Below are 24,916 nucleotides of genomic sequence, written 5' to 3' on the forward strand. Positions count from 1 at the left end.
TAAAAATGAATTTGCAGAGTATTTCTTTCTATGCGAAGAAATCTATTAAGTTGATAAGAGATAAAGGGTTTAAGGTATTTATTAAGGTTGCAGTCGCTAAAGTCGATCGAAGGCTGAACGGCTATAATTTGATACAGCAATTTCCTACCATTCACTCCTCTGATAATTATCTGAATGACAGTAATTTCATGGAAGGTGAGCTAATCATTATCTCTGGCGTTCCTTATGATGATATCGGAGGTGGCCAACGTGCTGCTCAGCTTGCTAGGTGTGCTCTGAAAACCGGTAAGAAAGTAGTTTATTTATACATTTATAAAAAATATGATTTTGAAAAAAATATACACGTTGAATCAGATGTTTCTATTCATGGTTTGCAGCATATATATATAGGAAATACTACCCCTAATATTATTTCTAAGATAGTATCCGCCAATGCTACATTAGTCATTGAACATCCCCATCCAGATGCGCTTCCTTATCTGGAGTTTTTTAATAATCGTGGTTTAAAGACTGTGTTTGAGCTTATTGATGATTGGGAAACTAGTCTTGGTGGGGACTGGTTTAATTTGGAAAATTACCAACGTTTTGTTAGAGAATCAACCGTAGTTGTGGGAACTGCGAAATTGCTAGTAAAACGATTAGAAGATTTAGGCAGAGAGGATGCCATCTATCTACCAAATGCTGCAAATGAGTATATTTTCGACAAGTACAGGAAATACTCCAAGCCATTTGATATGCCTTCTGGATATAATCGAATAGCTCTTTATTTTGGTTCATTATACGGTGAGTGGTTTGGATGGGATTATATTACCGCAGCTGCAAAGGCAAATCCAAAAATTGCCTTTGTACTGATAGGTGATAAACCAACTGATAGAAATATTTCAGATAATGTCTTCTTTTTAGGTGCCAAGGATATAACTGAATTACCAGCATACCTGGCTCATTCTGATATAACCTTGTTGCCTTTTGTTCCAGGTAAAATTTCAGACGCAGTATCTCCTATCAAAATATTTGAATATCTTTTCTTGGGTAAACCGGTAATTGCTACCCAAATGCCAGAGATTGTGGATTACCCCGGGGTTTTCATTGCAAATGATCCTGTTGAATTTGCAACATTATGTAAAAAGGTTGAAGTTACAGCTGAATTAATCAGTAAAAATGATATCTTTATATCGGAAAACTCATGGTTTAGTCGTCTGGATAATATTTTGACCAGTAAAACTTATGAGAGATTCCACAAGAAAACTAGTGCTGTTATCTTAATACACAATAATGCAAATATTATTATCCGTAACTTGCAATCATTGATCCATCATTGTGATTATTTCCTCAAGGAAATAATTGTTGTGGATAATATGAGTATTGATGGTGGTGCTGAGTTAGTTGCCTCTCAATTCCCAAACGTTAAGATTATAAAAAATGATGTTAATGGCTGCTCATCAGGCCGTAACTTAGGTGCTAAGTATGCTACGGGCCAATATTTGGCATTTTTTGATTCTGACCAGTGGTTTACATCATTCTCCAGTTTTACTGAAGCTTTAAATCTCTTAGAAAAAAATGCAAATATTGGCATTATTGGATGGGGTGCTGGTTGGTTTGATGTAAATCGTTCTGATTTAGGTGGTATGATTTCTGATTATTGTCCTAATAGAGGGATGAACGCTGAAGCTATACATAAAGGTTACAGAAGTGATATTGGTTATCTTGGTACGTGCGGGGTATTTATGTCGCGTACTATATTTGAAGCATCTAAGGGATTTGATACTTTTTATGATCCCACTTGTTTTGAAGATACAGATTTATGTTTCCAAATTAAAGCTCTTGGCTTTGATGTTTGTTATCGTGATCTAACTGGTATAAGACACCAACCGCATCAAACAACTAAAGCTGATTCTGGCAGTGATTATTACGAAAAGTTATTTAATCGTAATGCTAATTATTTCAAAGAAAAATGGTCTTCCTATCCAGAATTTTATGTAGATTATAAAGGAAACTAAAATATGAAAAAGATTATCTGTGTTGTGGGCACTAGACCTGAAGCCATAAAAATGGCACCTTTAATTCAAGAATTGAAAAAGTCAGAGTTATTTTCTGTGACTGTTTTGGCCACGGCTCAACATCGTGACCTTTTAGATCAAGCTCTGGAGCTATTTGGAATTGCTGCTGATGATGATCTTAATGTAATGACCCCAGGTCAGACATTACAGGAATTAACAGCAAGGTTAATGATTGGAGTTGATAGGATTCTTGAGGAAAGAAAACCAGATATGGTTATTGCTCAAGGTGATACTACAACGGTCTTCGTTACGGCTTTAGCATGTTTCTATAAAAAAATACCATTTGCTCACTTAGAAGCAGGATTAAGGACAAATGACTTGTATTCACCTTTCCCGGAGGAAGCAAATCGTATTTTAGCAGGTCATTTGGCTGCTTTACATTTTTCTCCTACCAGTGTGTCCCGGGATAATTTGCTAAAAGAAAACATTGGTGAAGAGAAAGTATTTGTTACTGGAAATACCGTTATTGATGCTTTATTGGATACAGCCAAGAAAGACTTTGATTTTGGGATCGATATTCCACCAAATCATCGCTTGGTTCTTGTTACATCGCATCGCCGCGAAAATTTTGGTAAGCCTATAGAGAATATTTGCGCCGCATTACTAGAATTGGTAAATAAATATCCTGATATTTACGTGTTGTTCCCTGTTCACCCTAATCCTAACGTTCGCAATGTGACTAATTCTGTATTAAAGGGGCATAATCGTATCGCTTTGGTGGATCCACTAGATTATGGTCCTTTTGTAAGTGCTATCAAAAAATCATATCTGATTTTAACAGACTCAGGCGGAGTGCAGGAAGAGGCTCCAGCGTTAGGAAAACCAGTTTTAGTCTTACGTCGTGATACTGAAAGACCAGAGGCAGTAACTGAGGGGGTTGTCAAATTAGTTGGTACAGAGACAGTTGATATTATACGCGAAGCTTCTATTCTCCTTTCAGATAGTATTGAATATTTCAAAATGGCTAAAGGCGCATCACCTTATGGTGATGGAAAAGCCAGTTCCCGGATATTAAATATCATTAAAGAATACTTCAAAGTTTAACATCATGAAAATGGTCTATCTATCCCCGGTTCCATGGTCAAGCATTACTCAGCGTCCACATTTTTTTGTGGATGCTGCTTTAAGAAATGATGTGGAATCTGTTCTTTGGATAGACCCATACCCAACTCGATTTCCTAACATCGGAGATTTTCATCCGGGGCGGCATGCTCCGGAACCTGTGGGCATGGGGCTACCTAAAGGTCTTAATATATTAAAACCTGATTTTATTTTGCCATGTGAACCCTTGCCTATAGTATTCAAATTGCTTAACTCTGGTGCTATTAATAAAATTTTCCAGAATGTAGGTGATTTCATTGATTCTGATACTTTATTAGTTGTTGGTAAACCGAGTTTGCTCGCGTTAAAGTTAATAGATAGTTTTAAATGGAAAAAAAAATGGTTTGATGCAATGGATGATTTTCCTCAATTTTATGTAGGACTATCAAAATTTAATATGATAAAGACCGAAAATAAAATCATATGTTCTGTTGATGAAATTATTTGCTCAAGCCATGCGTTATTAGAGAAGTTTTCTCTACCTGATAAAACAAAACTTATATTGAATGCTTGCTCGGATACAATTGAGCGCTCCAGTGATTCTAACACGGATAATAAATTTGTATTTGGCTATATCGGTACAATTGCTCAATGGTTTGATTGGACATGGGTTGTTGAATTATCTAAGCTAAATCCTGATTCTTTGATAAGAATTATTGGACCAATAAAGACAAGTGTTCCTACTAATCTTCCCAAAAATATCAAGCTTGAGATGGCAATTGAACATAGTAAGGTAATGAGTACGATTGCAACATTCGATGTTGCAATTATACCTTTCATGCTCAATGAAATCACAAAATGCGTGGATCCTGTAAAATTTTATGAATATTTATTGGCCCGAAAAGATATTGTTTCAACAGCGTTCGGAGAAATGAATTATCATCATCATTCATATGTGAAAAATGATGTTACTATCAATTATAAATTGCCTTCTGGTTCTTTGTTTTTTCCATTTTCTTCAATGAGTCCAGCACCAAGTGTACCTCGTTGGAACGATCGATTCCAGACTCTATTTATCTAATGAATTCTTTTGGAATGTCATTTTTTTTCGAGGCTTCGAAGTATTCTTGCTTCTATTAATTGTTAATAATATTTAGTTTGTTTTTTTAAATTTTATCTAATTTGTTTTATATAACTATGATATATTCATGATGCAAAATTTCCCTGCGTATTAGGAGCACATAATGTCTAAGCAACAAATCGGCGTCGTTGGTATGGCTGTGATGGGGCGCAATCTGGCGCTCAACATCGAAAGCCGTGGTTATACCGTGTCCGTTTTCAACCGCTCGCGTGAAAAAACGGAAGAGGTTATCGCCGAGAATCCGGGGAAAAAACTGGTTCCTTACTATACGGTAAAAGAGTTTGTTGAATCCCTTGAAACACCTCGTCGTATCCTGTTAATGGTGAAAGCAGGCGTTGGCACTGATGCTGCTATCGACTCCCTGAAGCCATATCTGGATAAAGGTGACATCATTATTGATGGCGGTAATACGTTCTTCCAGGACACTATCCGTCGTAACCGTGAGCTCTCAGCTGAAGGATTTAACTTCATCGGTACCGGCGTCTCCGGTGGCGAAGAAGGTGCGCTGAAGGGACCATCTATTATGCCTGGTGGCCAGAAAGAAGCTTACGAGCTGGTTGCCCCAATCCTGACCAAAATCGCCGCTGTTGCAGAAGATGGTGAACCGTGTGTGACGTATATCGGTGCCGACGGTGCTGGTCACTATGTGAAGATGGTACACAACGGTATTGAGTACGGTGATATGCAACTGATTGCTGAAGCCTACTCATTATTGAAAGGTGGTTTGAACCTAAGCAACGAAGAACTGGCTAGCACCTTCACCGAGTGGAATAACGGCGAGCTGAGTAGCTACCTGATCGATATCACCAAAGATATCTTCACTAAAAAAGATGAAGATGGTAAATATTTGGTGGATTTCATCTTGGATGAAGCGGCGAATAAAGGGACGGGTAAATGGACCAGCCAGAGCTCTCTGGATCTCGGTGAACCACTGTCTCTGATTACTGAGTCTGTGTTTGCACGTTACATCTCTTCACTGAAAGATCAGCGTGTTGCTGCCTCTAAAGTCCTGTCCGGTCCTAAAACTCAGCTTGCGGGTGATAAGGCAGAATTTATTGAGAAAGTACGTCGTGCGCTGTACCTCGGTAAGATCGTGTCTTATGCTCAGGGCTTTTCTCAGCTGCGTGCCGCATCTGACGAGCATAATTGGGATCTGAACTACGGCGAGATTGCAAAAATCTTCCGTGCGGGCTGCATCATCCGCGCGCAGTTCCTGCAGAAAATCACCGATGCCTATGCTAAAAACGCTGGTATCGCAAACCTGCTGCTCGACCCGTACTTCAAGAACATTGCCGATGAATACCAACAGGCGCTACGTGATGTTGTTGCGTATGCTGTGCAGAATGGTATCCCGGTACCGACATTCTCTGCTGCTGTCGCTTATTACGACAGCTATCGTGCAGAGGTGCTCCCTGCAAATCTGATTCAGGCCCAGCGTGACTACTTCGGTGCGCATACTTATAAACGTACTGATAAAGAAGGTGTTTTCCATACTGAATGGATGGAATAAGTCTTCTGACGTTCACTGGCCCGGTTTTTTGACCGGGCTTTTTTTTATCCCAAATCTTATTGATTTAAGTTGATTGCTTAATCTTTACTTAATATTTCTTGCGTACACTGATAAAGAAAATCTGAATTGTTTTAACCTTCGTTGACACAATATTCAACAAAACGTTAAAACATTATTCTCTTATCAGGATGTACGACATCATGATTAATTATTAAGATAATACTGAGAGCATGAAATGAAAATCACCATTTCTGGTACCGGATATGTTGGCCTGTCAAATGGTCTTCTTATCGCCCAACATCATCAGGTCATTGCTCTGGACATAGTTCCTTCCCGTGTCGAGATGCTAAATAATCGGATATCTCCGATAGTTGATCAAGAAATTGAACAGTATCTGCAATCAAAAGATATAACATTCAGCGCTACCCTGGATAAGCACAAAGCTTATCAGAACGCAGAATTTGTCATTATTGCTACCCCAACAGATTACGATCCCAAAACTAATTATTTCGATACTAGCAGCGTCGAGTCAGTTATACAGGATGTTATTAAAATAAATCCAGATGCAGTAATGGTAATAAAATCGACTGTTCCTGTCGGTTTTACTCAATCGATGCGTCAAAAGTATAGCTCAGACAATATCATCTTTTCCCCAGAATTCCTGCGAGAGGGTAAAGCGCTATATGACAATTTGTACCCTTCACGCATTGTAATTGGTGAACGATCTTCCCGTGCAGAAACGTTTGCTGCACTGCTACAGGAAGGGGCTCTGAAGAAAGATATTCCGACCCTATTTACCGACTCAACCGAAGCCGAAGCTATCAAGCTCTTTGCAAATACCTATCTGGCGATGCGTGTTGCCTATTTTAACGAACTTGATAGCTATGCAGAAACTCTGGGGCTTAATGCTCGACAGATCATCGAAGGGGTTTGTCTGGACCCGCGTATTGGTAACCATTACAACAATCCCTCATTCGGTTACGGTGGATACTGTCTGCCAAAAGACACTAAGCAATTACTCGCCAACTATAAATCTGTACCAAATAATATTATTTCAGCAATCGTTGATGCTAATCGGACGCGAAAAGACTTTATTGCTGATGCAATTATTTCACGAAAGCCAAAGGTCGTCGGTATTTATCGATTGATTATGAAAAGTGGCTCAGATAATTTCCGGGCATCGTCTATCCAGGGTATTATGAAGCGTATTAAAGCGAAAGGTATCCCGGTCATAATCTATGAGCCTGTATTGCCAGATGATAGTTTTTTCAATTCGCGGGTTGAGCGTGATCTGGCTAAATTTAAAAGCGAGTCCGATGTTATAATCTCTAACCGGATGGCCGAAGAACTGTTGGATGTAGCCGATAAAGTCTATACCAGAGATTTATTCGGAAATGATTAAACGCTCAGTTAAATAAAGATACCGGCATAGTGCCGGTATCTGTCTATTACTGATGTCTTTTGCGTAAATTCTCAATCACCGTCGTCAGATCCAGGTCCTGATCCTGCAGCAGAACCAGCAGGTGATACATCAGATCAGAGACTTCATTGGTCAGCTCGAAACGATCGTTCACGGTTGCGGCCAGCGCGGTCTCTACGCCTTCTTCGCCTACCTTCTGGGCAATACGTTTAGTGCCGCTGGCATACAGCTTTGCAGTGTAGGAGCTTGCCGGGTCAGCGGTTTTACGTTCGGCCAGTAGTTGCTCCAGTTGATACAGGAACAGCCATTGGTGGCTGGCATCGCCAAAGCAGCTTGAGGTGCCTTTATGGCAGGTCGGGCCAATCGGGTTAACCAGTACCAGCAGGGTGTCGTTGTCGCAGTCGGGCGCGATGCTCACCACGTTCAGGAAGTGACCGGAGGTTTCACCCTTGGTCCACAGGCGCTGTTTGGTCCGCGAGAAAAAGGTCACTTTGCCGCTTTCAAGCGTTTTATCCAGTGCTTCCGGGTTCATATAACCCAGCATTAGTACCTCACCGGAAACCGCATGCTGCACGATGACTGGCATCAGTCCGTCGGTTTTTTCCCAGTCCAGCTCGCGGCATTGTTGCTTCGTTAACATATCCTGATCTCCACGCCCTGTGTTGCCAGGTACGCTTTTAATTCGCCAATATTAATAATTTGCTTGTGAAAGACGGAGGCGGCAAGCGTGCCGTCAACGTCGGCGTCCCGGAAGGCTTCAAGGAAGTGTTCCATGGTGCCCGCGCCGCCGGAGGCAATCAGCGGTACGTGGCAAACGTCGCGCACTTTTTTCAGCTGTTCCAGGTCATAACCGTTACGCACGCCGTCCTGGTTCATCATGTTCAGGACGATTTCGCCTGCGCCGCGTTTTTGTACTTCCTGCACCCAGTCCAGCGTTTCCCACTGTGTGACGCGGGTACGGCTTTCATCCCCGGTATATTGATTAACATGATATTTTCCGGTTTCGGCGTCATACCAGGTATCAATGCCTACCACGATACACTGCACGCCGAAGCGGTCCGCCAGGCGGGTGATAAGCTCCGGTTCGGCCAGCGCCGGGGAGTTGATAGAGATTTTATCCGCCCCGAAGGAGAGGATGCGCGCCGCATCGTCGATGGATTTAATACCACCGGCAACGCAGAACGGAATATCGATCACTTCCGCCACGCGAGATACCCAGCTTTTATCCACTACGCGGCCATCGCTGGAGGCGGTGATATCGTAGAACACCAGTTCATCTGCGCCTTCATCGGCATAGCGTTTTGCCAGCGGGACAATGTCGCCAATAATCTCGTGATTGCGAAACTGGACGCCTTTTACCACCTGTCCATCACGAACGTCCAGACAAGGAATTATGCGTTTTGCCAGCATTGAATGGCCTCCTCAACGGTGAACTTACCTTCCAGCAGGGCGCGTCCGACGATCACGCCGCGTACGCCGGTTCCACGCAGGGCTGCTACGTCCTCGATCCCGCCAATGCCGCCAGATGACTGGAATGCTACCTGCGGATATTTGGCGCACACTTCTTCATAAAGCGCGACGTTTGAGCCAGCCAGCGTACCGTCGCGGGAGATATCGGTGCACAGCACGTGTTTCAGGCCGACGGGGAGATAAGTCTCAACCAGTTCTTCCAGAGAAACCCCGGAATCTTCCTGCCAGCCGCTAACCGCTACCTGTTTATTACCGCGCTCGTCAATACGAACGTCCAGCGCCAGCACCAGCGCGTCGGCGCCAAAACGGGCAAACCAGCCCTTGACTACTTCGGGGGATTTTACTGCCGTCGAACCTACCACCACGCGCGCCACGCCTGCGTCAAGCAGCGCCGCAACGTCCGCTTCAGTACGCACGCCACCGCCAACCTGTACCGGAACATTGACACCAGCGACCAGCGTTTTAATCAGCGGGATCTGCCGCTGCGCCGGGTCTTTCGCGCCAGTTAAATCAACCAGGTGCAGTACTTCGGCACCCTGAGCTGCGTAATCCTGTAAACGGGGGAGAGGATCGTTGCCATAATCACGTTGCGTTGCGTAATCGCCCTGATGAAGACGCACCACCGTGCCGTCGATTAAATCTAATGCCGGAATAATCATTACATCTCCAGAAAGTTTTTCAGCAACTGCGCCCCAGCCGCGCCCGAGCGTTCAGGGTGAAACTGCACGCCAAAGAAATTGTCCTTTTGTACTGCCGCGGTAAATGGTTCGCCGTAATGGCACTGGGCGATGGTCCACGGGTTCACCGGCATAGCATAGCTGTGTACAAAGTAGAAATATGCGCCATCTTCAATGCCCTGGAACAGACGATTTCCCGCCTGCGGATAGACGCGATTCCAGCCCATATGCGGCAGCGGCAGACCGAAATCGGTCATCTTCGGAACGTCCTGCTCAATAATGCCCAGCAGAGAGACACCGTTACTCTCTTCGCTGCGGCGGCCAAGTAGTTGCATGCCTAAGCAGATCCCCAGTACCGGTTGCGTACAGGCTTTAATCAGTTCAATCAGTTCACGCTCGTGCAACTGGTCCATAGCCGCCTGGGCGGTACCGACGCCCGGCAGAAACAGTTTATCGGCACGCAGCACCACGTCCGGGTCACGGCTGACAACCGGGTCGTATCCATGGCGCGCGACGGCGGATTTCACCGAGTGCAGATTGGCGCAGCCGGTATCAAGGATCACCACGTTCATTACAGCACTCCTTTTGAGGAGGGCAGCGTATCGCCTTCTACGCGAATAGCCTGGCGCAGCGTACGACCAAAGGCTTTAAACAGGCTCTCCACACGGTGGTGGTCATTTTTCCCTTTGGTTTTCAGGTGCAAGGTGACACCCATGGTGTAAGAGAGTGAACGGAAGAAGTGTTCAATCATCTCTGTGCTCAGATCGCCAACGCGCTGGTAGGTAAACTCCGCGCGGTATTCCAGGTGCGGACGCCCCGAGATATCCAGCGCGCAACGTGCCAGGCACTCGTCCATCGGCAGCACAAAACCAAAACGGTTGATACCGCGTTTATCGCCTAATGCCAGCTTTAAGGCTTCACCCAGCGCCAGACCGGTATCTTCAACGGTGTGGTGATCGTCAATATACAGATCGCCTTTGACGGCAATCTCCATGCGAAAACCGCCGTGGGTGGCGATTTGATCCAGCATGTGGTCAAAGAAGCCAACGCCGGTATTGATTTTGCTACGGCCTTCGCGGTCCAGCCAGACTTTGACGTCAATCTGCGTCTCTTTGGTATTGCGCTCAACGTGCGCGTAGCGGTCTCTTTTGGTCAACTGTTCGCCGATCATCGCCCAGTTCAGGGTGTCACGGTGGTAGCGTAATCCGCTAATGCCCATGTTTTCTGCGAGCTGAATATCGGTCGCCCGATCACCAATGACGTAGCTGTTTGCCACATCCATGGCCTGTTCAACCAGATACTGCTCAACCAGTTTCATTTTTGGCTTACGGCAATCACACGCGTCCGCTGGCAGGTGCGGGCAGATCAGCACCTCATCAAACGCGACGCCCTGAGAGGTGAAAATTTGCATCATCAGGTTATGCGGACCGTCAAAATCGGCCTGCGGGAAGCTCTGCGTACCGAGTCCATCCTGGTTAGTAATCATCACCAGCTTAAAGCCGGCTTTTTGCAGCTTCAGCAAAACGGGAACGACGTCCGGCTCGAAGGCGAGTTTGTCAAAGCGATCGACCTGAAAGTCACTTGGCGGTTCGGAAATCAGGGTTCCATCACGGTCAATAAAAAGATACTTCTGGCTCATACTTGCTCCGCACGTAAGGCGTCAATGACGCGCTGGCTCTCTTCGCGGGTTCCGACAGTAATTCGCAGGCAGCCGCTTAATGAAGGTTGTTTATTCTGATCTCGTAAGATAATGCCCTGATCCCACAAAGATTTAAATACGCTGCTTGATGCGGTGAAGCGCGCCAGAACATAGTTGGTTTCAGAGTCGAAAACCTGCTCTACACAGCGAATGGTTTTCAGGTTCTCCACCAGATACTGACGCTCTTGCAGGATCTGCTCTACGCGTTGGCGCATGGCGGAAATCCCTTGTGGCGTCAGCGCCTGGGCGGCAATATCCGCTACCGGGGTAGAAAGCGGGTAGGGGGCAATCACCTTTAACAGCAGATTGATAACCTCTTCATTCGCCAGTGTAAATCCGCAGCGTAAACCGGCGAGAGCAAACGCTTTAGACAGCGTACGTAATACTGCCAGATGCGGATACTCAGACAGCCAGCCTGCCAGCGTAGCCTGCGGACAAAACTCAATATAGGCCTCATCAGCGACCACGATGGCTTTACCCTGCGTCATTTCGAGCAGTGAACGTAGGTCCTGCGGATTTATCAGCTGGCCGGTTGGGTTATTGGGGCTGCATACGTAGACCACTTTCACGCCATCAAGCTTGTCCGCGATGCCTTGTAAATCCAGCTGCCAGTTATCCAGGGTCGGGACGGTGCGGCATTCAACGCCAATCGTTTCGGCGCTGACGCTGTACATGCCGTAAGTCGGCGGACAGTAGAGAATTGCATCTTTACCGGGTTCGCAAAAAGCGCGCACCAGCAGTTCGATCCCTTCATCTGCACCGCGGCTGACCAGCACCTGCTCTGGTTTGACGCCAGCATACTGCGCGTAATTCTCAATTACGGCTTTCGGCTGACACTCCGGATAGCGGTTCAGCGTCTGCTGGCGTAGCTGGAACTCAACGGCGGTTGGGTACTCATTCGCGTTGAGCCACACGTCACCGTTACCGCCAAGACGACGGGCAGACTGATAGGGCGTTAACTCGCGAACATTCTTACGGGCTAAATCAGTGACGCTGAGAAAGTTGTCAGTGCTCATGCTTGCTCCTTCAGGGCGTTAACGCGCAGGGTGACGGCATTTTTGTGGGCAGTCAGTCGTTCAGCCGCGGCCAGTGTTTCAATGGTGGAGGCCAGGGCAGAGAAACCTTGGGGAGTTAATTCCTGTACCGTCATCCGTTTCTGGAAATCAGCCAGCCCAAGGCTTGAGCAGGTTGCGGTATAGCCGTAGGTCGGAAGAACGTGGTTGGTGCCGGAAGCATAGTCGCCAGCCGACTCAGGAGACCAGTCACCCAGGAATACCGAACCAGCGCTGGTGATATCGTCAACCAGTTCACGCGCGTTACGGGTCTGAATAATCAGGTGCTCTGGGCCGTAGGCGTTAGAGATGGCCACGCATTGCTCAAGATCTCTGGCGACGATCAGTCGACTGGCGGCGAGCGCCTGACGAGCGGTTTCGGCGCGGGAAAGCTCGGCAAGCTGGCGTTCAACGGCTTTAGCCACGCCTTCGGCCAGCGTAGCGTCTGGTGTCAGCAGGATAACCTGCGAGTCGGGGCCGTGTTCGGCCTGAGAGAGCAGGTCGGAAGCAACAAAGTCAGGCGTCGCGCCGCTGTCGGCAATAACCAGCACTTCAGACGGGCCCGCAGGCATGTCGATAGCCGCGCCGTCAAGACGTTGGCTGACCTGACGTTTGGCTTCGGTCACATACGCATTGCCTGGCCCGAAGATTTTATCGACCTTAGGAATAGATTCGGTACCCAGCGCCAGCGCGGCAATGGCCTGCGCGCCGCCCACGTTGAACACCTCTTTTACGCCACACAGTTGCGCGGCGTAGAGGATTTCATCGGCAATCGGCGGCGGTGAGCAGAGCACCACTTTTTTGCAGCCAGCGATACGCGCCGGGGTCGCCAGCATTAATACGGTCGAGAAGAGCGGTGCCGATCCCCCTGGAATATACAGGCCTACGGAGGCGATAGGGCGAGTAACCTGCTGGCAGCGCACGCCAGGCTGAGTTTCAATATCCACCGGCGGCAGAATTTGCGCGGTGTGGAACGCATCAATATTACGCACCGCCGCCTGCATGGCTTGTTTCAGCTCGTCGCTCAGGCGGCTACTGGCTTGCTGAATTTCTTCTTCGGTGACGCGCAGCGCGCCGACCTCGGTTTTGTCAAACTTTGCACTGTATTCACGCAGCGCCCGGTCGCCGTTATTTTTGACGTTCTCAAGAATCTCGGCCACCGTGCGGCTGATGCTTTCAGAGGCGGATATCGCCGGGCGCATCAGCAGTTCGCGCTGCTGCTCGGGGCTACAGCTATTCCAGTCGATCAGGGTATTGAAGCTCATGGCTATCACTCCATCATCTTCTCAATCGGCAGCACCAGAATTGAGCTGGCGCCGAGCGCTTTCAGTTTTTCCATCGTTTCCCAGAACAGGGTTTCGCTGCTGACCATGTGCATGGCTACGCGCTGCTGGTCACCCGCCAGTGGCAGAATGGTAGGGCGCTCAGCGCCTGGCAGCAGGGCGATGACTTCGTCCAGACGTTCGCTCGGTGCGTGCATCATGATGTATTTTGATTCACGTGCCTGAATAACCCCCTGAATACGGGTCAGCAGTTTGTCGATCAGTTGTTGCTTGGCTTCGGCCATTTCGCCGTCGCGCTGAATCAGGCAGGCTTTAGAGCGGTAAATCACTTCTACTTCACGCAGACCGTTGGCTTCAAGCGTGGCTCCGGTTGACACCAGATCGCAAATCGCATCAGCCAGACCTGCGCGGGGAGCGACTTCTACAGAGCCGTTTAACAGACAGGATTTAAACGACACCCCTTTTTGATCAAGATAACGTTTAAGGAGGTGTGGGTAAGAGGTAGCGATACGCTTACCGTTCAGCGCTGCCGGGCCATCCCAGGCTTCATCAACCGGGGTAGCCAGCGAAAGACGGCAGCCGCCGAAGTCCAGACGACGCAGGGTAAAATAGCGCGGATCTTCACCCTGGGCCCGGCGGTTGAGCAGTTCCTCTTCGAGAACGTTTTCCCCGATGATGCCGAGATCTACGACGCCGTCCATCACCAGACCCGGAATATCGTCATCACGCACGCGCAGAATATCGATCGGCATATTCTCAGCCATCGCGATCAGGCGCTGGGTGTGAAGATTAATTTTAATGCCGCAACGGGCCAGCAATTCGCGTGAATCATCGCTTAAACGACCTGATTTCTGCATAGCTATGCGTAAACGGGTGTTATCTAACATTCTTTATTCCTCGTTATCCTGTCTGAATCAGTTTGGGTCACGCACAAAAAAAAGCCCCCGGAAGAAATCTTCCGGGGGCTTTCTCATACGCTCATGCACCGCTGGAAGATTTAAATGTCTCCCAGCACACATCGCCTGAAAGACTAGTCAGGATGATGGTGATGATGGTGTTTGAATTGAGCGCGTGTCATAAATTTTCTCGATGAATGTTTATTCATTTGATGTCTTTTAACCTAAACCACTTTAGCTACGGAAAGCAAGGGCTTTTTTTGATCATTAATTCATTTCATATTGATACTATGAATTGTCAGCCACTGTGGGCTAGCGTAGCCTTGCGTTATAGGCCAAAAGTCAGGAGAGAAGGCATGAAAAAGGTCGCAATTGTCGGTTTAGGTTGGTTAGGCATGCCGTTAGCTATGTCGCTGGCGGCGAGAGGCTGGCAGGTTACCGGCAGCAAAACCACATTGGATGGGGTGGAAGCGGCCCGCATGAGTGGTATAGAGAGCTACTCGCTGCGCCTGGAGCCTGAACTGGTCTGTGAGACAGACGATCTCGACGCACTGATGGACGCCGACGCGCTGGTTATTACGCTACCTGCGCGCCGTAGCGGTCCGGGGGAGACATTTTACCTGCAGGCTATGCAGGAGCTGGTCGACAGTGCGCTGGCGTACCGTATCCCGCGGATTATTTTTACCAGTTCGACGTCGGTCTATGGCGATGCACAAGGCATCGTGAAAGAAGGGACTCCGCGTAACCCGGTCACGGCAAGTGGTCGCGTTTTGAAAGAACTTGAAGACTGGTTGCACAATTTACCCGGCACTTCGGTGGATATTTTGCGCCTGGCCGGACTTGTCGGCCCGGGAAGACATCCCGGTCGTTTTTTCGCTGGCAAGACGGCGCCAGATGGATACCATGGCGTCAATCTGGTGCATCTGGATGATGTGGTTGCCGCCATCTCTTTGCTGCTGCAAGCGCCAAAAGGCGGACACATCTATAATATATGTGCGCCTATGCATCCGGCGCGCAATGTGTTCTATCCACAGATGGCCCGCCAGTTGGGGATGGAGCCGCCGGAATTTCGTGGCAATGAGGATAACGGTAAAGGTAAAGTCATTGATGGCAACCGTATTTGTAACGAGCTTGGGTTTGAGTACCAGTATCCTGACCCGCTGGTGATGCCGATGGAGTGACAGACCAGCAGAGTGCCGCTGATACCGCCAGGGGGCGAGTATGAAACCACTGCTGGACGTTCTTATCATCCTCGATGCGTTGGAAAAAGAGGGCAGTTTCGCAGCGGCGTCGGCAAAATTGTTTAAGACGCCGTCTGCGCTTAGCTACACCGTCCATAAGCTGGAAAGCGATCTTAATATTCAGCTACTCGATCGCAGCGGACATCGGGCTAAGTTTACCCGTACCGGGCAGATGCTGCTGGAAAAGGGGCGGGAGGTGTTGCACACCGTCCGCGAACTCGAAAAGCAGGCGATTAAACTTCACGAAGGCTGGGAGAATGAACTAGTTATTGGCGTAGATGATACGTTTCCCTTTTCGCTGCTGGCCCCACTCATCGAATCTTTCTATCAACACCACAGTGTGACGCGCCTGAAATTTATCAATGGCGTGCTGGGCGGCTCCTGGGATGCCCTCACTCAGGGGCGGGCGGATATTATTGTCGGCGCCACACATGAGCCGCCTGCCGCGAGCGAATTTGGCTTTGCGCAGCTAGGGGTTCTGGAGCAGGTGTTTGTGGTTGCGTCGCATCATCCGCTGGCGCAGGAACAGGAGCCGTTGAATCGTCGCACTATTCGGCGTTTTCGCGCGATTGTGGTGGGCGACAATGCACAGCATGCCAACGTCTCGGGCTCTCAGGTGCTCGACGATCAGGAAGCCATCACCGTTTTTGACTTCAAAACCAAGCTGGAACTGCAAATCAGTGGTCTGGGATGCGGCTATATTCCGCGCTATCTGGCGCAGCGATTTCTGGAGAGCGGCGCTCTGATTGAGAAAAAGGTGGTCGCACAAATTATCTTTGAACCCGTGTGGATAGGTTGGAATGAACAGACTGCCGGGTTGGCCAGCGCCTGGTGGCGGGATGAGATTTTAGCAAATAGTGCTATTGCGGGGGTGTATGTTAAAACGGCTGCTGATAAATCAATCAGTTAAGAAAAAATATTCTTTTGTAGTAGCTTCAATCTCTTGTTATTTCTCTCCAAATTAGTGCAAAATACGCCGCTTGCAAAAAATGACATTAACCGACGTTTTAATACGCGTCGGTTATTTTTTTGCATCAAACCAATCATTCATAAAAGAGGCCGGGCTTCGTACCGGATAGATACTTACTTAAAAATCGACAGTTGTTGTCGCTGAGGATTAACAAAAAATGGGGCAATTTTTTGCTTACGCGACGGTTTTCGCCGTAATGGGGGATAACCATGTCGCATAACGCTACTCCAAACACCTCTCGCGTGGAATTACGTAAAACGCTTACGCTGGTTCCGGTTGTCATGATGGGCCTTGCCTATATGCAGCCGATGACGCTGTTCGATACATTCGGTATCGTATCAGGAATGACCGATGGTCACGTCCCGACAGCTTACGCCTTTGCACTGATCGCCATCCTCTTTACCGCACTGAGCTACGGTAAACTGGTGCGTCGCTATCCGTCTGCAGGCTCTGCCTACACTTATGCCCAGAAATCCATTAGCCCGACCGTTGGCTTTATGGTGGGTTGGTCATCACTGCTGGACTACCTGTTCGCACCGATGATCAACATTCTGTTGGCGAAAATTTATTTTGAAGCTCTGGTGCCGTCGATACCGTCATGGATATTCGTGGTGGCGCTGGTGGCCTTTATGACCGCCTTTAACCTGCGCAGTCTGAAATCTGTTGCGAATTTCAACACCGTCATCGTGTTGTTGCAGGTGGTGCTGATTGCAGTGATCCTCGGCATGGTCGTTTATGGCGTGTTCGAAGGGGAAGGTGCCGGTACGCTGGCGAGCAGCCGTCCGTTCTGGTCAGGTGATGCGCATGTGATCCCGATGATCACGGGAGCGACTATCCTGTGCTTCTCGTTCACCGGTTTTGACGGTATCAGCAACCTGTCTGAAGAGACCAAAGACGCTGAACGTGTGATCCCACGGGCGATTTTCCTGACCGCGCTGATTGGTGGCCTGATCTTTATCGTCTCCACCTATCTGTTGCAGCTGTACTTCCCGGATATCTCACGCTTCAAGGATCCGGACGCTTCGCAGCCGGAAATCATGCTGTATGTCGCTGGTAAGTTCTTCCAGGTCGGCGCGCTGATTTTCTCTACCATTACCGTACTGGCGTCAGGTATGGCGGCGCATGCAGGCGTAGCGCGTCTGATGTATGTGATGGGGCGTGACGGTGTGTTCCCGAAAAGTTTCTTCGGTTATGTCCACCCGAAATGGCGTACTCCGTCCATGAACATCATTCTGGTTGGTGCGATTGCTCTGCTGGCAATTAACTTCGACCTGGTGATGGCGACGGCGCTGATTAACTTCGGTGCGCTGGTGGCGTTTACCTTCGTTAACCTGTCGGTGATCTCCCAGTTCTGGATCCGTGAGAAGCGTAACAAGACGCTGAAAGACCACTTCCAGTATCTGTTCCTGCCAATGTGCGGTGCGCTGACCGTTGGTGCGCTGTGGGTGAACCTGGAAGAGAGTTCAATGGTTCTGGGTCTGATCTGGGCCGCTATTGGTCTGATTTACCTGGCTTGCGTGACCAAAAGCTTCCGTAACCCGGTGCCACAGTACGACGAAGATATCGCGTAATAACTGTATTTAGATAAAAAAAACCGGAGACATGTTCTCCGGTTTTTTTATACGTGGGAGTTATACAATCTCTTGCGCATACTGCCAGAGTGACTTCAGCAGCATCAGTTTCCCTTTGTTATCTGCATATTGCTGGCTCAGCATCTGCAATTCATTGGCGTAATTTTGCAAAAACTCCGGCGTGAATATTTGACGACGATGGTCCAGCCAGCGCTGCTGTTCGGCTTCATCCAGCGTTCCGGGGAAGTTACGTGCGCGGTAGTTAAACAGCAGCTTTTCAATGCGCTTATCGACAAAGGAGATATCCAGCGCCGGTAAATTGCGCGGCTCAGTTTCCAGAACGATTTTCATCGCGGCACGATCGGCATCGCTGAAAAAACCATTGTACAACTGTGCGTCTACGTTATCTGATGGCGTAAAGGGTTCCGCATCGGCGAAGATGGCCACCACTTTGTCGCGAACCTGCGGGTTTTCGCGCAGTATTTTGAGATTATCCAGACAATGCTGGCGGTTAATGCCAAGGCGATCGGCATCTTCCGGGCGCAAGGTATTCGCCTGTGCCAGTACCGGGCATTTGTTGATGTGCACCAGTTTAACCGGCACGGCTGGGTTATCTCCCAGATCAGCTTTAGCAGTGTAGAGCCGCTCACGCAGCGCGTCGCTGTCCAGTTCCAGCAGCGGTGAAATATCACCGGCTAAGTCGACCATAATCACCGCGTTGCGATTCTCAGGATGCCAGGCTAATGGCGCCACCCAACTGGTGTTGCCGCGCCATGCGCCGAACATCCCCGAAACATGGACCAGCGGCTTCATTTGCGGGACATCAATCAGTGCGGCCAGCTTGTGCTTATTGCGATGGCTGTAGAGATAATCAAACAGGCGCGGCTGGCGCGACTTCACTAATTGCGCCATGGCAATTGTGGCGTATACATCGGCCATCGCATCGTGGGCATTGGCATGTTCAATACCGTTGGCTTTGGTCAAATGCTCCAGGCGAAAGCTGGGTAAGCCGTCGTCGTTTTCCGGCCAGTTAATTCCTTCAGGACGCAGGGCATAACAGGCGCGCATCACATCCAGCAGATCCCAGCGTGAATTATCGTGCTGCCAGCTCCAGGCGTAGGGATCGTAGAAATTGCGATACAGGATGTTGCGCGTCACTTCATCATCGAAGCGCACGTTGTTATAGCCCAGGATACAGGTTTTCGGCACGGTGAACAGGGCGTGGATGCGCGCAGCAAAAGCGGCTTCATTTTCTCCTTTTTCACGCGCTTCCTGCGGTGTGATACCGGTTATCAGCACCGCCTCAGGCTGCGGCAGATAGTCGTCTGCGGGTTTGCAATAAAAGACTTCAGGTTCACCGATGATGTTGAAATCGCTATCTGTGCGGATAGCCGCAAATTGCGCGGGTCTGTCCAGCGCCGGATGGGTACCAAAGGTCTCGTAATCGTGAAAGAGAAAACCAGGTTGCTGCTTGCCGTCATTCATTGTTCAGTTATGTCCGGGATCAATTTAGCGCTCGTCCAAGAATACCAAAAAATAGCGAGGTAATCAGCAAAGCGATTATCAATGCTGAATGATGTACGCAATAAAATTGAGATGAACAGGATTTAATAGAATTGATTAATAAATTTTGCACTGTTAAGGGACATTACTGGAATAAATTTTCTGAAATCTATGAGCTGATAAATAATATAAATGAGAACCATTATTGTTATTTAGTGCTGATTTGTTGTGTTCTGGAAATTTTAAAATTCTTTTATAAACAATGGTTTTTTATTTTGGCGGTTAACTGCTCTATATTCTAATGAAATGTGAGTGAGGTTAAAAATTAATAATTTAAACACCATATAATAATTGGATATATCTAATAACAGGAGGTTATATGAGCATTAGTCGGCGTAATTTTTTGCGAGGAGTGGGTATCGGTTGCTCGGCCTGCGCGATAGGCAGTTTTCCGCCTGGCGCACTGGCGCGAAATTCTCCAGAGAGCATTAAGGGGAAAACATCCCTGACGCCAAGCTTGTGCGAAATGTGTTCTTATCGTTGCCCAATACAGGCACAGGTAATTAATAACAAGACGGTTTTTATTCAGGGGAACCCTAATGCGACTCAACAGGGCACGCGTGTCTGCGCACGCGGAGGCAGTGGTGTTAGCCTGGTCAACGACCCGCACCGTATTGTCAAACCCATGAAACGCACAGGGCCTCGCGGCAGCGGAGAATGGCAGGTTATTAGTTGGCAACAGGCTTACAAAGAAATTGCCGAAAAAATGATGGCAATAAAAGCGCAGCATGGTCCTCAGGGGGTCGTATTCTCTTCCAAATCCGGTTCGCTTTCGGGTCATTTATTTCAGCTGGCAACGGCGTTTGGATCGCCAAACACCTTTACGCATGCCTCGACATGCCCTGCCGGAAAATCGATTGCCGCCAAAGTGATGATGGGCGGCGATTTGGCTATGGATATCGCCAATACCCGTTATATGGTCTCTTTTGGCCACAATCTCTATGAAGGTATTGAGGTTGCCGAAACGCATGAACTGATGACCGCGCAGGAAAAGGGCGCAAAAATGGTCAGCTTCGATCCCCGTTTGTCAGTTTTCTCCAGCAAGGCGGATGAATGGCATGCGCTCAAGCCGGGCGGCGACTTGCCGGTGTTAATGGCCATGTGTCACGTCATGATTAATGAACATCTGTATGACGCGGACTTCGTTGCGCGCTACACCACAGGGTTTGACCAACTGGCAGAAGCGGTACAAGAGACCACGCCGGAATGGGCGCAAAATCAAGCTGATGTGCCTGCTGATGTTATTGTTCGGGTCACCCGCGAAATGGCCGCCTGTGCGCCTCATGCTATCGTCAGCCCTGGCCATCGCGCGACGTTTTCGCAAGAAGAAATTGATATGCGGCGTATGATTTTCACCCTCAATGCGCTGCTGGGAAATATTGAGCGTGAAGGCGGCTTGTACCAGAAAAAAGCCGCGGCGACCTACAATAAGCTGGCCGGAGAGAAGGTCGCTCCGGTGCTGGCAAAACCTGATGCCAAATTGCCCAAGCCAACGGCGCAGCGCATTGATTTGGTTGCCCCACAATTCAAGTACATCGCGGCGGGTGGCGGCGTAGTGCAAAGCATCATCGATGCCGTGTTAAACCAGACGCCGTATCCGGTGAAGGGATGGATTATGTCCCGCCACAATCCTTTCCAGACCGTGACCTGCCGACCTGATCTGGTCAAAACCGTTGAACAACTCGATCTGGTGGTCAGTTGCGATGTCTATTTAAGCGAAAGCGCGGCATATGCCGATTATCTGTTACCCGAATGCACCTACCTTGAACGTGATGAAGAAGTCTCTGACATGTCGGGCCTGAATCCGGCCTATGCCCTGCGCCAGCAGGTTGTAGAGCCGATTGGGGATGCGCGTCCGAGCTGGCAAATCTGGAAAGAGCTGGCCGTGCAGTTAGGCCTTGGGCAGTTCTACCCCTGGCAGGATATGCAGACACGGCAGTTGTACCAGCTTAATGGCGATCATGCGCTTTCCGCTGAACTGCGTCAGAAAGGATATCTGGAGTGGGGGATTCCGCTGCTGCTGCGGGAACCTGAAGCAGTGCGTCAGTTTGTGGCGCGTTATCCGGGCGCGGTGGCGGTTGACGGCGACGGTACCTATGGCGAGCAACTGCGCTTTAAATCCCCGTCTGGAAAAATTGAACTCTACTCTGAAGAGCTGGAAGCACTTTTGCCTGGCTACGGTATTCCGCGCGCCCGCAATTTTGCCCTCAAAGGCGACAATGAACTCTATTTTATTCAGGGAAAAGTGGCGGTGCATACCAACGGCGCGACGCAATATGTACCACTGCTGAGTGAGCTGATGTGGGATAACGCGGTGTGGATCCACCCGCAAACGGCCCGTGAAAAAGGCATCAAAAACGGCGATGAGATTTGGCTGGAAAATGCGACCGGTAAGGAAAAAGGCAAAGCGCTGGTTACTGCCGGAATACGACCCGATACGCTGTTCGTTTATATGGGATTTGGCGCCAAGGCGGGAGCTAAAACCGCGGCGACGACGCACGGTATTCACTGCGGTAATTTGCTGCCGCATGTTACCAGTCCGGTTTCCGGTACGGTGGTGCACACCGCTGGCGTCACGCTTCGTCGGGCATGAGAAAGGAGAACATCATGAATCAATCAACAAACCCTTATGTCATGCTGCATGACGAGAAACGCTGTATTGGCTGTCAGGCGTGTACGGTTGCCTGCAAGGTATTGAATGACGTGCCGGAGGGATTTAGTCGCCTACAAGTGCAGATCCGTTCACCCGAACATGAACCCGAGGTGCTGTCCCACTTCCAGTTTGTTCGCGTTTCCTGTCAGCATTGTGAAGATGCGCCGTGCGTCAGCGTCTGTCCTACCGGTGCTTCATTTCGTGACGAAAATGGCATTGTGCAAGTGGATAAGTCTCGCTGTATTGGCTGTGACTACTGCGTTGCCGCTTGCCCGTTCCATGTCCGCTACCTCAACCCACAAACGGGGATTGCCGACAAATGTAACTTCTGCGCCGATACTCGCCTGGAGGTCGGACAATCGCCAGCCTGCGTTTCCGTTTGTCCGACGGATGCGCTGAAATTTGGTCGTCGCGATGACCCGGAAATTCAGCACTGGATTAATCAAAAAGAGGTTTATCGCCAGCAGGATACGCGTAGCGGCCCGGTAAGTGTCTATCGGCGTAAAGAGATCCATCAGGAGGGTAATGTATGAATTCTATCTGGGGAGCAGAGCTTCACTATGCGCCGGACTACTGGCCGCTGTGGCTCATTTATGCAGGCGTTATTATTGTGCTGATGATTGCGGGTCTGGTCACGCACGCGCTGTTACGTCGGATGCTGGCGCCCAAAACGGCAACCGGGGAAGAGCATCGGGACTACCTTTATTCGCTGGCGGTCCGCCGCTGGCACTGGGGTAATGCGCTGCTCTTTATCCTGCTTCTGCTGAGCGGCCTGTTTGGCCACTTTTCTGTCGGACCGGTGGCCTTAATGGTGCAGGTACATACCTGGTGTGGCTTCGCATTGCTGGCCTTCTGGATTGGCTTTGTGTTAATAAACGCAACCAGCGGCAACGGCTGCCATTATCGCGTGAAATTTAGCGGGTTGATATCACGCTGCCTGCTGCAAACACGCTTTTATCTGTATGGCATTATGAAAGGTGAGCCGCACCCGTTTGCCGCAACGGCAGAGGACAAATTTAACCCGCTGCAACAGCTGGCCTACCTGGCCATCATGTACGCACTGGTTCCACTACTGATCATCACCGGGTTGCTATGTCTCTACCCGCAGGTGGTAGGGGCGGGGCCGGTGATGCTGGTGCTGCATATGGCGTTAGCGATTGTGGGCTTACTGTTCATCTGCGCGCATATTTACCTGTGCACGCTGGGTGACACGCCAGGGCAAATTTTTCGCAGTATGATCGATGGTTATCACCGCCATCGCAGTCATCATGCAGAGACCGCGCCGCGTAAAGGGTAGCTCCGGCGAGATTTGTCTCTGAAACCCTTTCCTGATAGCAAGAAAATGTGCCTTATGTCACATTTTCTTGCAATTTATCCATGTTTGTTCGACAGAACTTCCGTAAAAAGAACGGCTATTTCTCCCTTTCCTGAGGACATGCTGTTGAAACGCCGTTTGTTTATTGCCGCTTCACTATTAACGATGAGTTTTTCGCCCGCCTGGGCGAGCGATGCCGTGAGCTTCGCCCCACAACCTCCTGCGATTACTGCCGGGGCATGGGTGTTAATGGATTACACCACGGGCCAAATCCTGACAGCCGGTAATGAACACCAGCAGCGCAATCCTGCCAGCCTGACGAAACTGATGACTGGCTATGTTGTCGATCGCGCAATTGACAGCAAGCGTATTAGTCCGACAGATATTGTGACCGTCGGGCGCGATGCATGGGCAAAAGATAATCCGGTATTTGTCGGTTCATCCTTGATGTTCCTGAAAGAAGGGGATCGCGTTTCGGTACGCGACCTCAGCCGTGGGTTAATTGTTGATTCCGGTAATGATGCCTGCGTGGCACTGGCGGATTACATCGCCGGAGGGCAGCCGCAGTTTGTCGCGATGATGAACAACTATGCGCAAAAACTGAACCTGCAGGACACCCATTTTGAAACGGTACATGGTCTGGATGCGCCGGGTCAGCATAGCTCGGCGTACGACCTGGCCGTGCTGTCTCGCGCTATCATCCACGGGGAACCGGATTTCTACCATATGTACAGTGAGAAAAGCCTTACCTGGAACGGCATCACACAGCAAAACCGTAACGGTTTGTTGTGGGATAAAACCATGAACGTAGATGGCCTGAAGACAGGGCATACGTCCGGTGCCGGGTTTAATCTGATTGCTTCCGCCGTCGATGGTCAGCGCCGCCTGATTGCGGTGGTGATGGGTGCGGAGAGTGCGAAAGGGCGCGAAGATCAGGCGCGTAAACTGCTGCAATGGGGGCAACACAACTTCGATACAGTGCAGGTTTTGCGTAGCGGTAAGCAGGTTGGCACTGAACGGATCTGGTATGGCGATAAAGAAAAAATCAGCCTCGGAACCGAGCAGGATTTCTGGATGGCCCTGCCTAAAGCAGAAGTCCCTAACATCAAAGCAAAATATGTCCTTGATAAGAAAGAGCTGGTTGCTCCCATCGCTGCGCATCAACGTGTGGGGGAAATTGAACTCTACGATCGGGATAAGCTGGTGGCGCATTGGCCTCTGGTTACGCTGGAATCCGTCAGCGAAGGCGGCGTTTTCTCGCGCCTGAGCGACTATTTCCACCACAAGGCGTAGTTTTTCCTGATGCGTCTGACTGGCAAGAGTGCGAATCTGCTCACATAATAATCACTATTTCCTT

General features: G+C 49.2%; 21 protein-coding genes, 1 pseudogene and 1 other annotated feature. Of the genes and pseudogenes, 12 read left to right on the forward strand and 10 right to left on the reverse strand.

All coding sequences use genetic code 11. The features are described 5' to 3' along the window. Positions 1 to 5: 5 nt before the first annotated feature. The 5 genes from HV352_RS08800 (at position 6) to ugd (ending at position 7,151) form a co-directional block, all read left to right on the forward strand. Positions 6 to 1,997, forward strand: a complete 1,992-nt coding sequence (locus HV352_RS08800) for a glycosyltransferase (protein ID WP_019077120.1) — start codon at positions 6 to 8, stop codon at positions 1,995 to 1,997. A gap of 3 nt (positions 1,998 to 2,000) precedes the next feature. Further along, positions 2,001 to 3,101 carry a UDP-N-acetylglucosamine 2-epimerase (non-hydrolyzing) gene (gene wecB / locus HV352_RS08805; protein WP_019077119.1) on the forward strand — a complete coding sequence of 367 codons (1,101 nt, stop codon included), beginning with the start codon at positions 2,001 to 2,003 and terminating at the stop codon, positions 3,099 to 3,101. Between the two features lie 4 nt (positions 3,102 to 3,105). Beyond that, positions 3,106 to 4,179: a glycosyl transferase gene (locus HV352_RS08810; protein ID WP_029139588.1), complete on the forward strand. Its 1,074-nt coding sequence runs from the start codon at positions 3,106 to 3,108 to the stop codon at positions 4,177 to 4,179. A 163-nt stretch (positions 4,180 to 4,342) separates the two neighbouring features. Next, positions 4,343 to 5,749, forward strand: a complete 1,407-nt coding sequence (gene gndA, locus HV352_RS08815) for an NADP-dependent phosphogluconate dehydrogenase (protein WP_104651479.1) — start codon at positions 4,343 to 4,345, stop codon at positions 5,747 to 5,749. A gap of 235 nt (positions 5,750 to 5,984) precedes the next feature. Next, positions 5,985 to 7,151 carry a UDP-glucose 6-dehydrogenase gene (gene ugd / locus HV352_RS08820; RefSeq protein WP_104651480.1) on the forward strand — a complete coding sequence of 389 codons (1,167 nt, stop codon included), beginning with the start codon at positions 5,985 to 5,987 and terminating at the stop codon, positions 7,149 to 7,151. 46 nt (positions 7,152 to 7,197) lie between these two features. Here the strand turns inward: ugd and hisIE are convergent, their stop codons facing one another. From hisIE to hisL, 9 genes are all read right to left on the reverse strand, one after another. Continuing rightward, complete coding sequence (gene hisIE / locus HV352_RS08825) at positions 7,198 to 7,809, reverse strand: bifunctional phosphoribosyl-AMP cyclohydrolase/phosphoribosyl-ATP diphosphatase HisIE (RefSeq protein WP_181635357.1); 612 nt, start codon at positions 7,807 to 7,809, stop codon at positions 7,198 to 7,200. Further along, complete coding sequence (gene hisF, locus HV352_RS08830; protein WP_181635358.1) at positions 7,803 to 8,579, reverse strand: imidazole glycerol phosphate synthase subunit HisF; 777 nt, start codon at positions 8,577 to 8,579, stop codon at positions 7,803 to 7,805. The genes hisIE and hisF overlap by 7 nt, the downstream gene beginning before the upstream one ends. Next, positions 8,561 to 9,298, reverse strand: coding sequence for a 1-(5-phosphoribosyl)-5-[(5-phosphoribosylamino)methylideneamino]imidazole-4-carboxamide isomerase (hisA, locus tag HV352_RS08835; protein WP_046275331.1), 738 nt, complete (start codon positions 9,296 to 9,298; stop codon positions 8,561 to 8,563). The genes hisF and hisA overlap by 19 nt, the downstream gene beginning before the upstream one ends. After that, positions 9,298 to 9,888, reverse strand: coding sequence for an imidazole glycerol phosphate synthase subunit HisH (gene hisH, locus HV352_RS08840; protein WP_003030129.1), 591 nt, complete (start codon positions 9,886 to 9,888; stop codon positions 9,298 to 9,300). Before hisH ends, hisA begins: the two co-directional genes overlap by 1 nt. Continuing rightward, complete coding sequence (hisB, locus tag HV352_RS08845; RefSeq protein WP_016156894.1) at positions 9,888 to 10,955, reverse strand: bifunctional histidinol-phosphatase/imidazoleglycerol-phosphate dehydratase HisB; 1,068 nt, start codon at positions 10,953 to 10,955, stop codon at positions 9,888 to 9,890. Before hisB ends, hisH begins: the two co-directional genes overlap by 1 nt. Beyond that, a complete protein-coding gene (gene hisC / locus HV352_RS08850) occupies positions 10,952 to 12,031 on the reverse strand; it encodes a histidinol-phosphate transaminase (protein ID WP_016156893.1) in 1,080 nt (359 codons plus the stop codon). The genes hisB and hisC overlap by 4 nt, the downstream gene beginning before the upstream one ends. After that, positions 12,028 to 13,332, reverse strand: coding sequence for a histidinol dehydrogenase (gene hisD, locus HV352_RS08855; protein ID WP_181635359.1), 1,305 nt, complete (start codon positions 13,330 to 13,332; stop codon positions 12,028 to 12,030). Before hisD ends, hisC begins: the two co-directional genes overlap by 4 nt. A gap of 5 nt (positions 13,333 to 13,337) precedes the next feature. Further along, positions 13,338 to 14,237, reverse strand: a complete 900-nt coding sequence (hisG, locus tag HV352_RS08860; protein ID WP_003834191.1) for an ATP phosphoribosyltransferase — start codon at positions 14,235 to 14,237, stop codon at positions 13,338 to 13,340. A gap of 45 nt (positions 14,238 to 14,282) precedes the next feature. Continuing rightward, positions 14,283 to 14,405, reverse strand: a sequence feature (His leader region). Beyond that, entirely contained in the window at positions 14,381 to 14,428 is a 48-nt protein-coding gene (gene hisL, locus HV352_RS08865; RefSeq protein WP_100250077.1) for a his operon leader peptide, read from the reverse strand. It overlaps the preceding feature by 25 nt. Before the next feature lie 174 nt (positions 14,429 to 14,602). On the opposite strand from hisL, the gene HV352_RS08870 reads away from it, so the two are divergent. From HV352_RS08870 to plaP, 3 genes and pseudogenes are all read left to right on the forward strand, one after another. Further along, positions 14,603 to 15,427: an SDR family oxidoreductase gene (locus HV352_RS08870; protein WP_181635360.1), complete on the forward strand. Its 825-nt coding sequence runs from the start codon at positions 14,603 to 14,605 to the stop codon at positions 15,425 to 15,427. A 40-nt stretch (positions 15,428 to 15,467) separates the two neighbouring features. Continuing rightward, positions 15,468 to 16,452: pseudogene (locus HV352_RS08875) on the forward strand (LysR substrate-binding domain-containing protein). Positions 16,453 to 16,666: 214 nt separating this feature from the next. Further along, positions 16,667 to 18,028: a putrescine/proton symporter PlaP gene (plaP, locus tag HV352_RS08885; RefSeq protein WP_016153551.1), complete on the forward strand. Its 1,362-nt coding sequence runs from the start codon at positions 16,667 to 16,669 to the stop codon at positions 18,026 to 18,028. A 60-nt stretch (positions 18,029 to 18,088) separates the two neighbouring features. On the opposite strand, the gene sbcB is transcribed toward plaP, so the two are convergent. Further along, positions 18,089 to 19,513 (reverse strand): exodeoxyribonuclease I, encoded by a 1,425-nt coding sequence (sbcB, locus tag HV352_RS08890; protein ID WP_181500255.1) that lies wholly within the window; start codon positions 19,511 to 19,513, stop codon positions 18,089 to 18,091. A gap of 397 nt (positions 19,514 to 19,910) precedes the next feature. Between sbcB and phsA the strand changes: the two genes are divergently transcribed. The 4 genes from phsA to dacD all read left to right on the forward strand — a co-directional run bounded on the left by phsA (position 19,911) and on the right by dacD (position 24,852). Next, a complete protein-coding gene (gene phsA, locus HV352_RS08895) occupies positions 19,911 to 22,184 on the forward strand; it encodes a thiosulfate reductase PhsA (RefSeq protein WP_181635361.1) in 2,274 nt (757 codons plus the stop codon). A gap of 14 nt (positions 22,185 to 22,198) precedes the next feature. Next, on the forward strand, positions 22,199 to 22,777 hold the full coding sequence (gene phsB / locus HV352_RS08900; RefSeq protein WP_016153548.1) for a thiosulfate reductase electron transport protein PhsB: 579 nt from the start codon (positions 22,199 to 22,201) through the stop codon (positions 22,775 to 22,777). Further along, a complete protein-coding gene (phsC, locus tag HV352_RS08905; protein WP_019077107.1) occupies positions 22,774 to 23,541 on the forward strand; it encodes a thiosulfate reductase cytochrome B subunit in 768 nt (255 codons plus the stop codon). The genes phsB and phsC overlap by 4 nt, the downstream gene beginning before the upstream one ends. Positions 23,542 to 23,679: 138 nt before the next feature. Next, on the forward strand, positions 23,680 to 24,852 hold the full coding sequence (gene dacD / locus HV352_RS08910; RefSeq protein ID WP_094761558.1) for a serine-type D-Ala-D-Ala carboxypeptidase DacD: 1,173 nt from the start codon (positions 23,680 to 23,682) through the stop codon (positions 24,850 to 24,852). Positions 24,853 to 24,916: the final 64 nt, after the last annotated feature.

It is taken from the genome of Citrobacter sp. RHBSTW-01044, assembly GCF_013781945.1.
Taxonomy (GTDB): domain Bacteria; phylum Pseudomonadota; class Gammaproteobacteria; order Enterobacterales; family Enterobacteriaceae; genus Citrobacter; species Citrobacter braakii.

Coding starts and splice junctions, on each gene's coding strand:
- HV352_RS08810 (WP_029139588.1), top strand. CDS start 3,106: ATGAAAATGGTCTATCTATCCCCGGTTCCATGGTCAAGCATTACTCAG.
- hisIE (WP_181635357.1), bottom strand. CDS start 7,809: ATGTTAACGAAGCAACAATGCCGCGAGCTGGACTGGGAAAAAACCGAC.
- hisG (WP_003834191.1), bottom strand. CDS start 14,237: ATGTTAGATAACACCCGTTTACGCATAGCTATGCAGAAATCAGGTCGT.
- dacD (WP_094761558.1), top strand. CDS start 23,680: ATGCTGTTGAAACGCCGTTTGTTTATTGCCGCTTCACTATTAACGATG.
- gndA (WP_104651479.1), top strand. CDS start 4,343: ATGTCTAAGCAACAAATCGGCGTCGTTGGTATGGCTGTGATGGGGCGC.
- HV352_RS08870 (WP_181635360.1), top strand. CDS start 14,603: ATGAAAAAGGTCGCAATTGTCGGTTTAGGTTGGTTAGGCATGCCGTTA.
- ugd (WP_104651480.1), top strand. CDS start 5,985: ATGAAAATCACCATTTCTGGTACCGGATATGTTGGCCTGTCAAATGGT.
- hisF (WP_181635358.1), bottom strand. CDS start 8,579: ATGCTGGCAAAACGCATAATTCCTTGTCTGGACGTTCGTGATGGACAG.
- hisD (WP_181635359.1), bottom strand. CDS start 13,332: ATGAGCTTCAATACCCTGATCGACTGGAATAGCTGTAGCCCCGAGCAG.
- hisC (WP_016156893.1), bottom strand. CDS start 12,031: ATGAGCACTGACAACTTTCTCAGCGTCACTGATTTAGCCCGTAAGAAT.
- wecB (WP_019077119.1), top strand. CDS start 2,001: ATGAAAAAGATTATCTGTGTTGTGGGCACTAGACCTGAAGCCATAAAA.
- phsB (WP_016153548.1), top strand. CDS start 22,199: ATGAATCAATCAACAAACCCTTATGTCATGCTGCATGACGAGAAACGC.
- plaP (WP_016153551.1), top strand. CDS start 16,667: ATGTCGCATAACGCTACTCCAAACACCTCTCGCGTGGAATTACGTAAA.
- phsC (WP_019077107.1), top strand. CDS start 22,774: ATGAATTCTATCTGGGGAGCAGAGCTTCACTATGCGCCGGACTACTGG.
- phsA (WP_181635361.1), top strand. CDS start 19,911: ATGAGCATTAGTCGGCGTAATTTTTTGCGAGGAGTGGGTATCGGTTGC.
- hisB (WP_016156894.1), bottom strand. CDS start 10,955: ATGAGCCAGAAGTATCTTTTTATTGACCGTGATGGAACCCTGATTTCC.
- sbcB (WP_181500255.1), bottom strand. CDS start 19,513: ATGAATGACGGCAAGCAGCAACCTGGTTTTCTCTTTCACGATTACGAG.
- hisA (WP_046275331.1), bottom strand. CDS start 9,298: ATGATTATTCCGGCATTAGATTTAATCGACGGCACGGTGGTGCGTCTT.
- HV352_RS08800 (WP_019077120.1), top strand. CDS start 6: ATGAATTTGCAGAGTATTTCTTTCTATGCGAAGAAATCTATTAAGTTG.
- hisH (WP_003030129.1), bottom strand. CDS start 9,888: ATGAACGTGGTGATCCTTGATACCGGCTGCGCCAATCTGCACTCGGTG.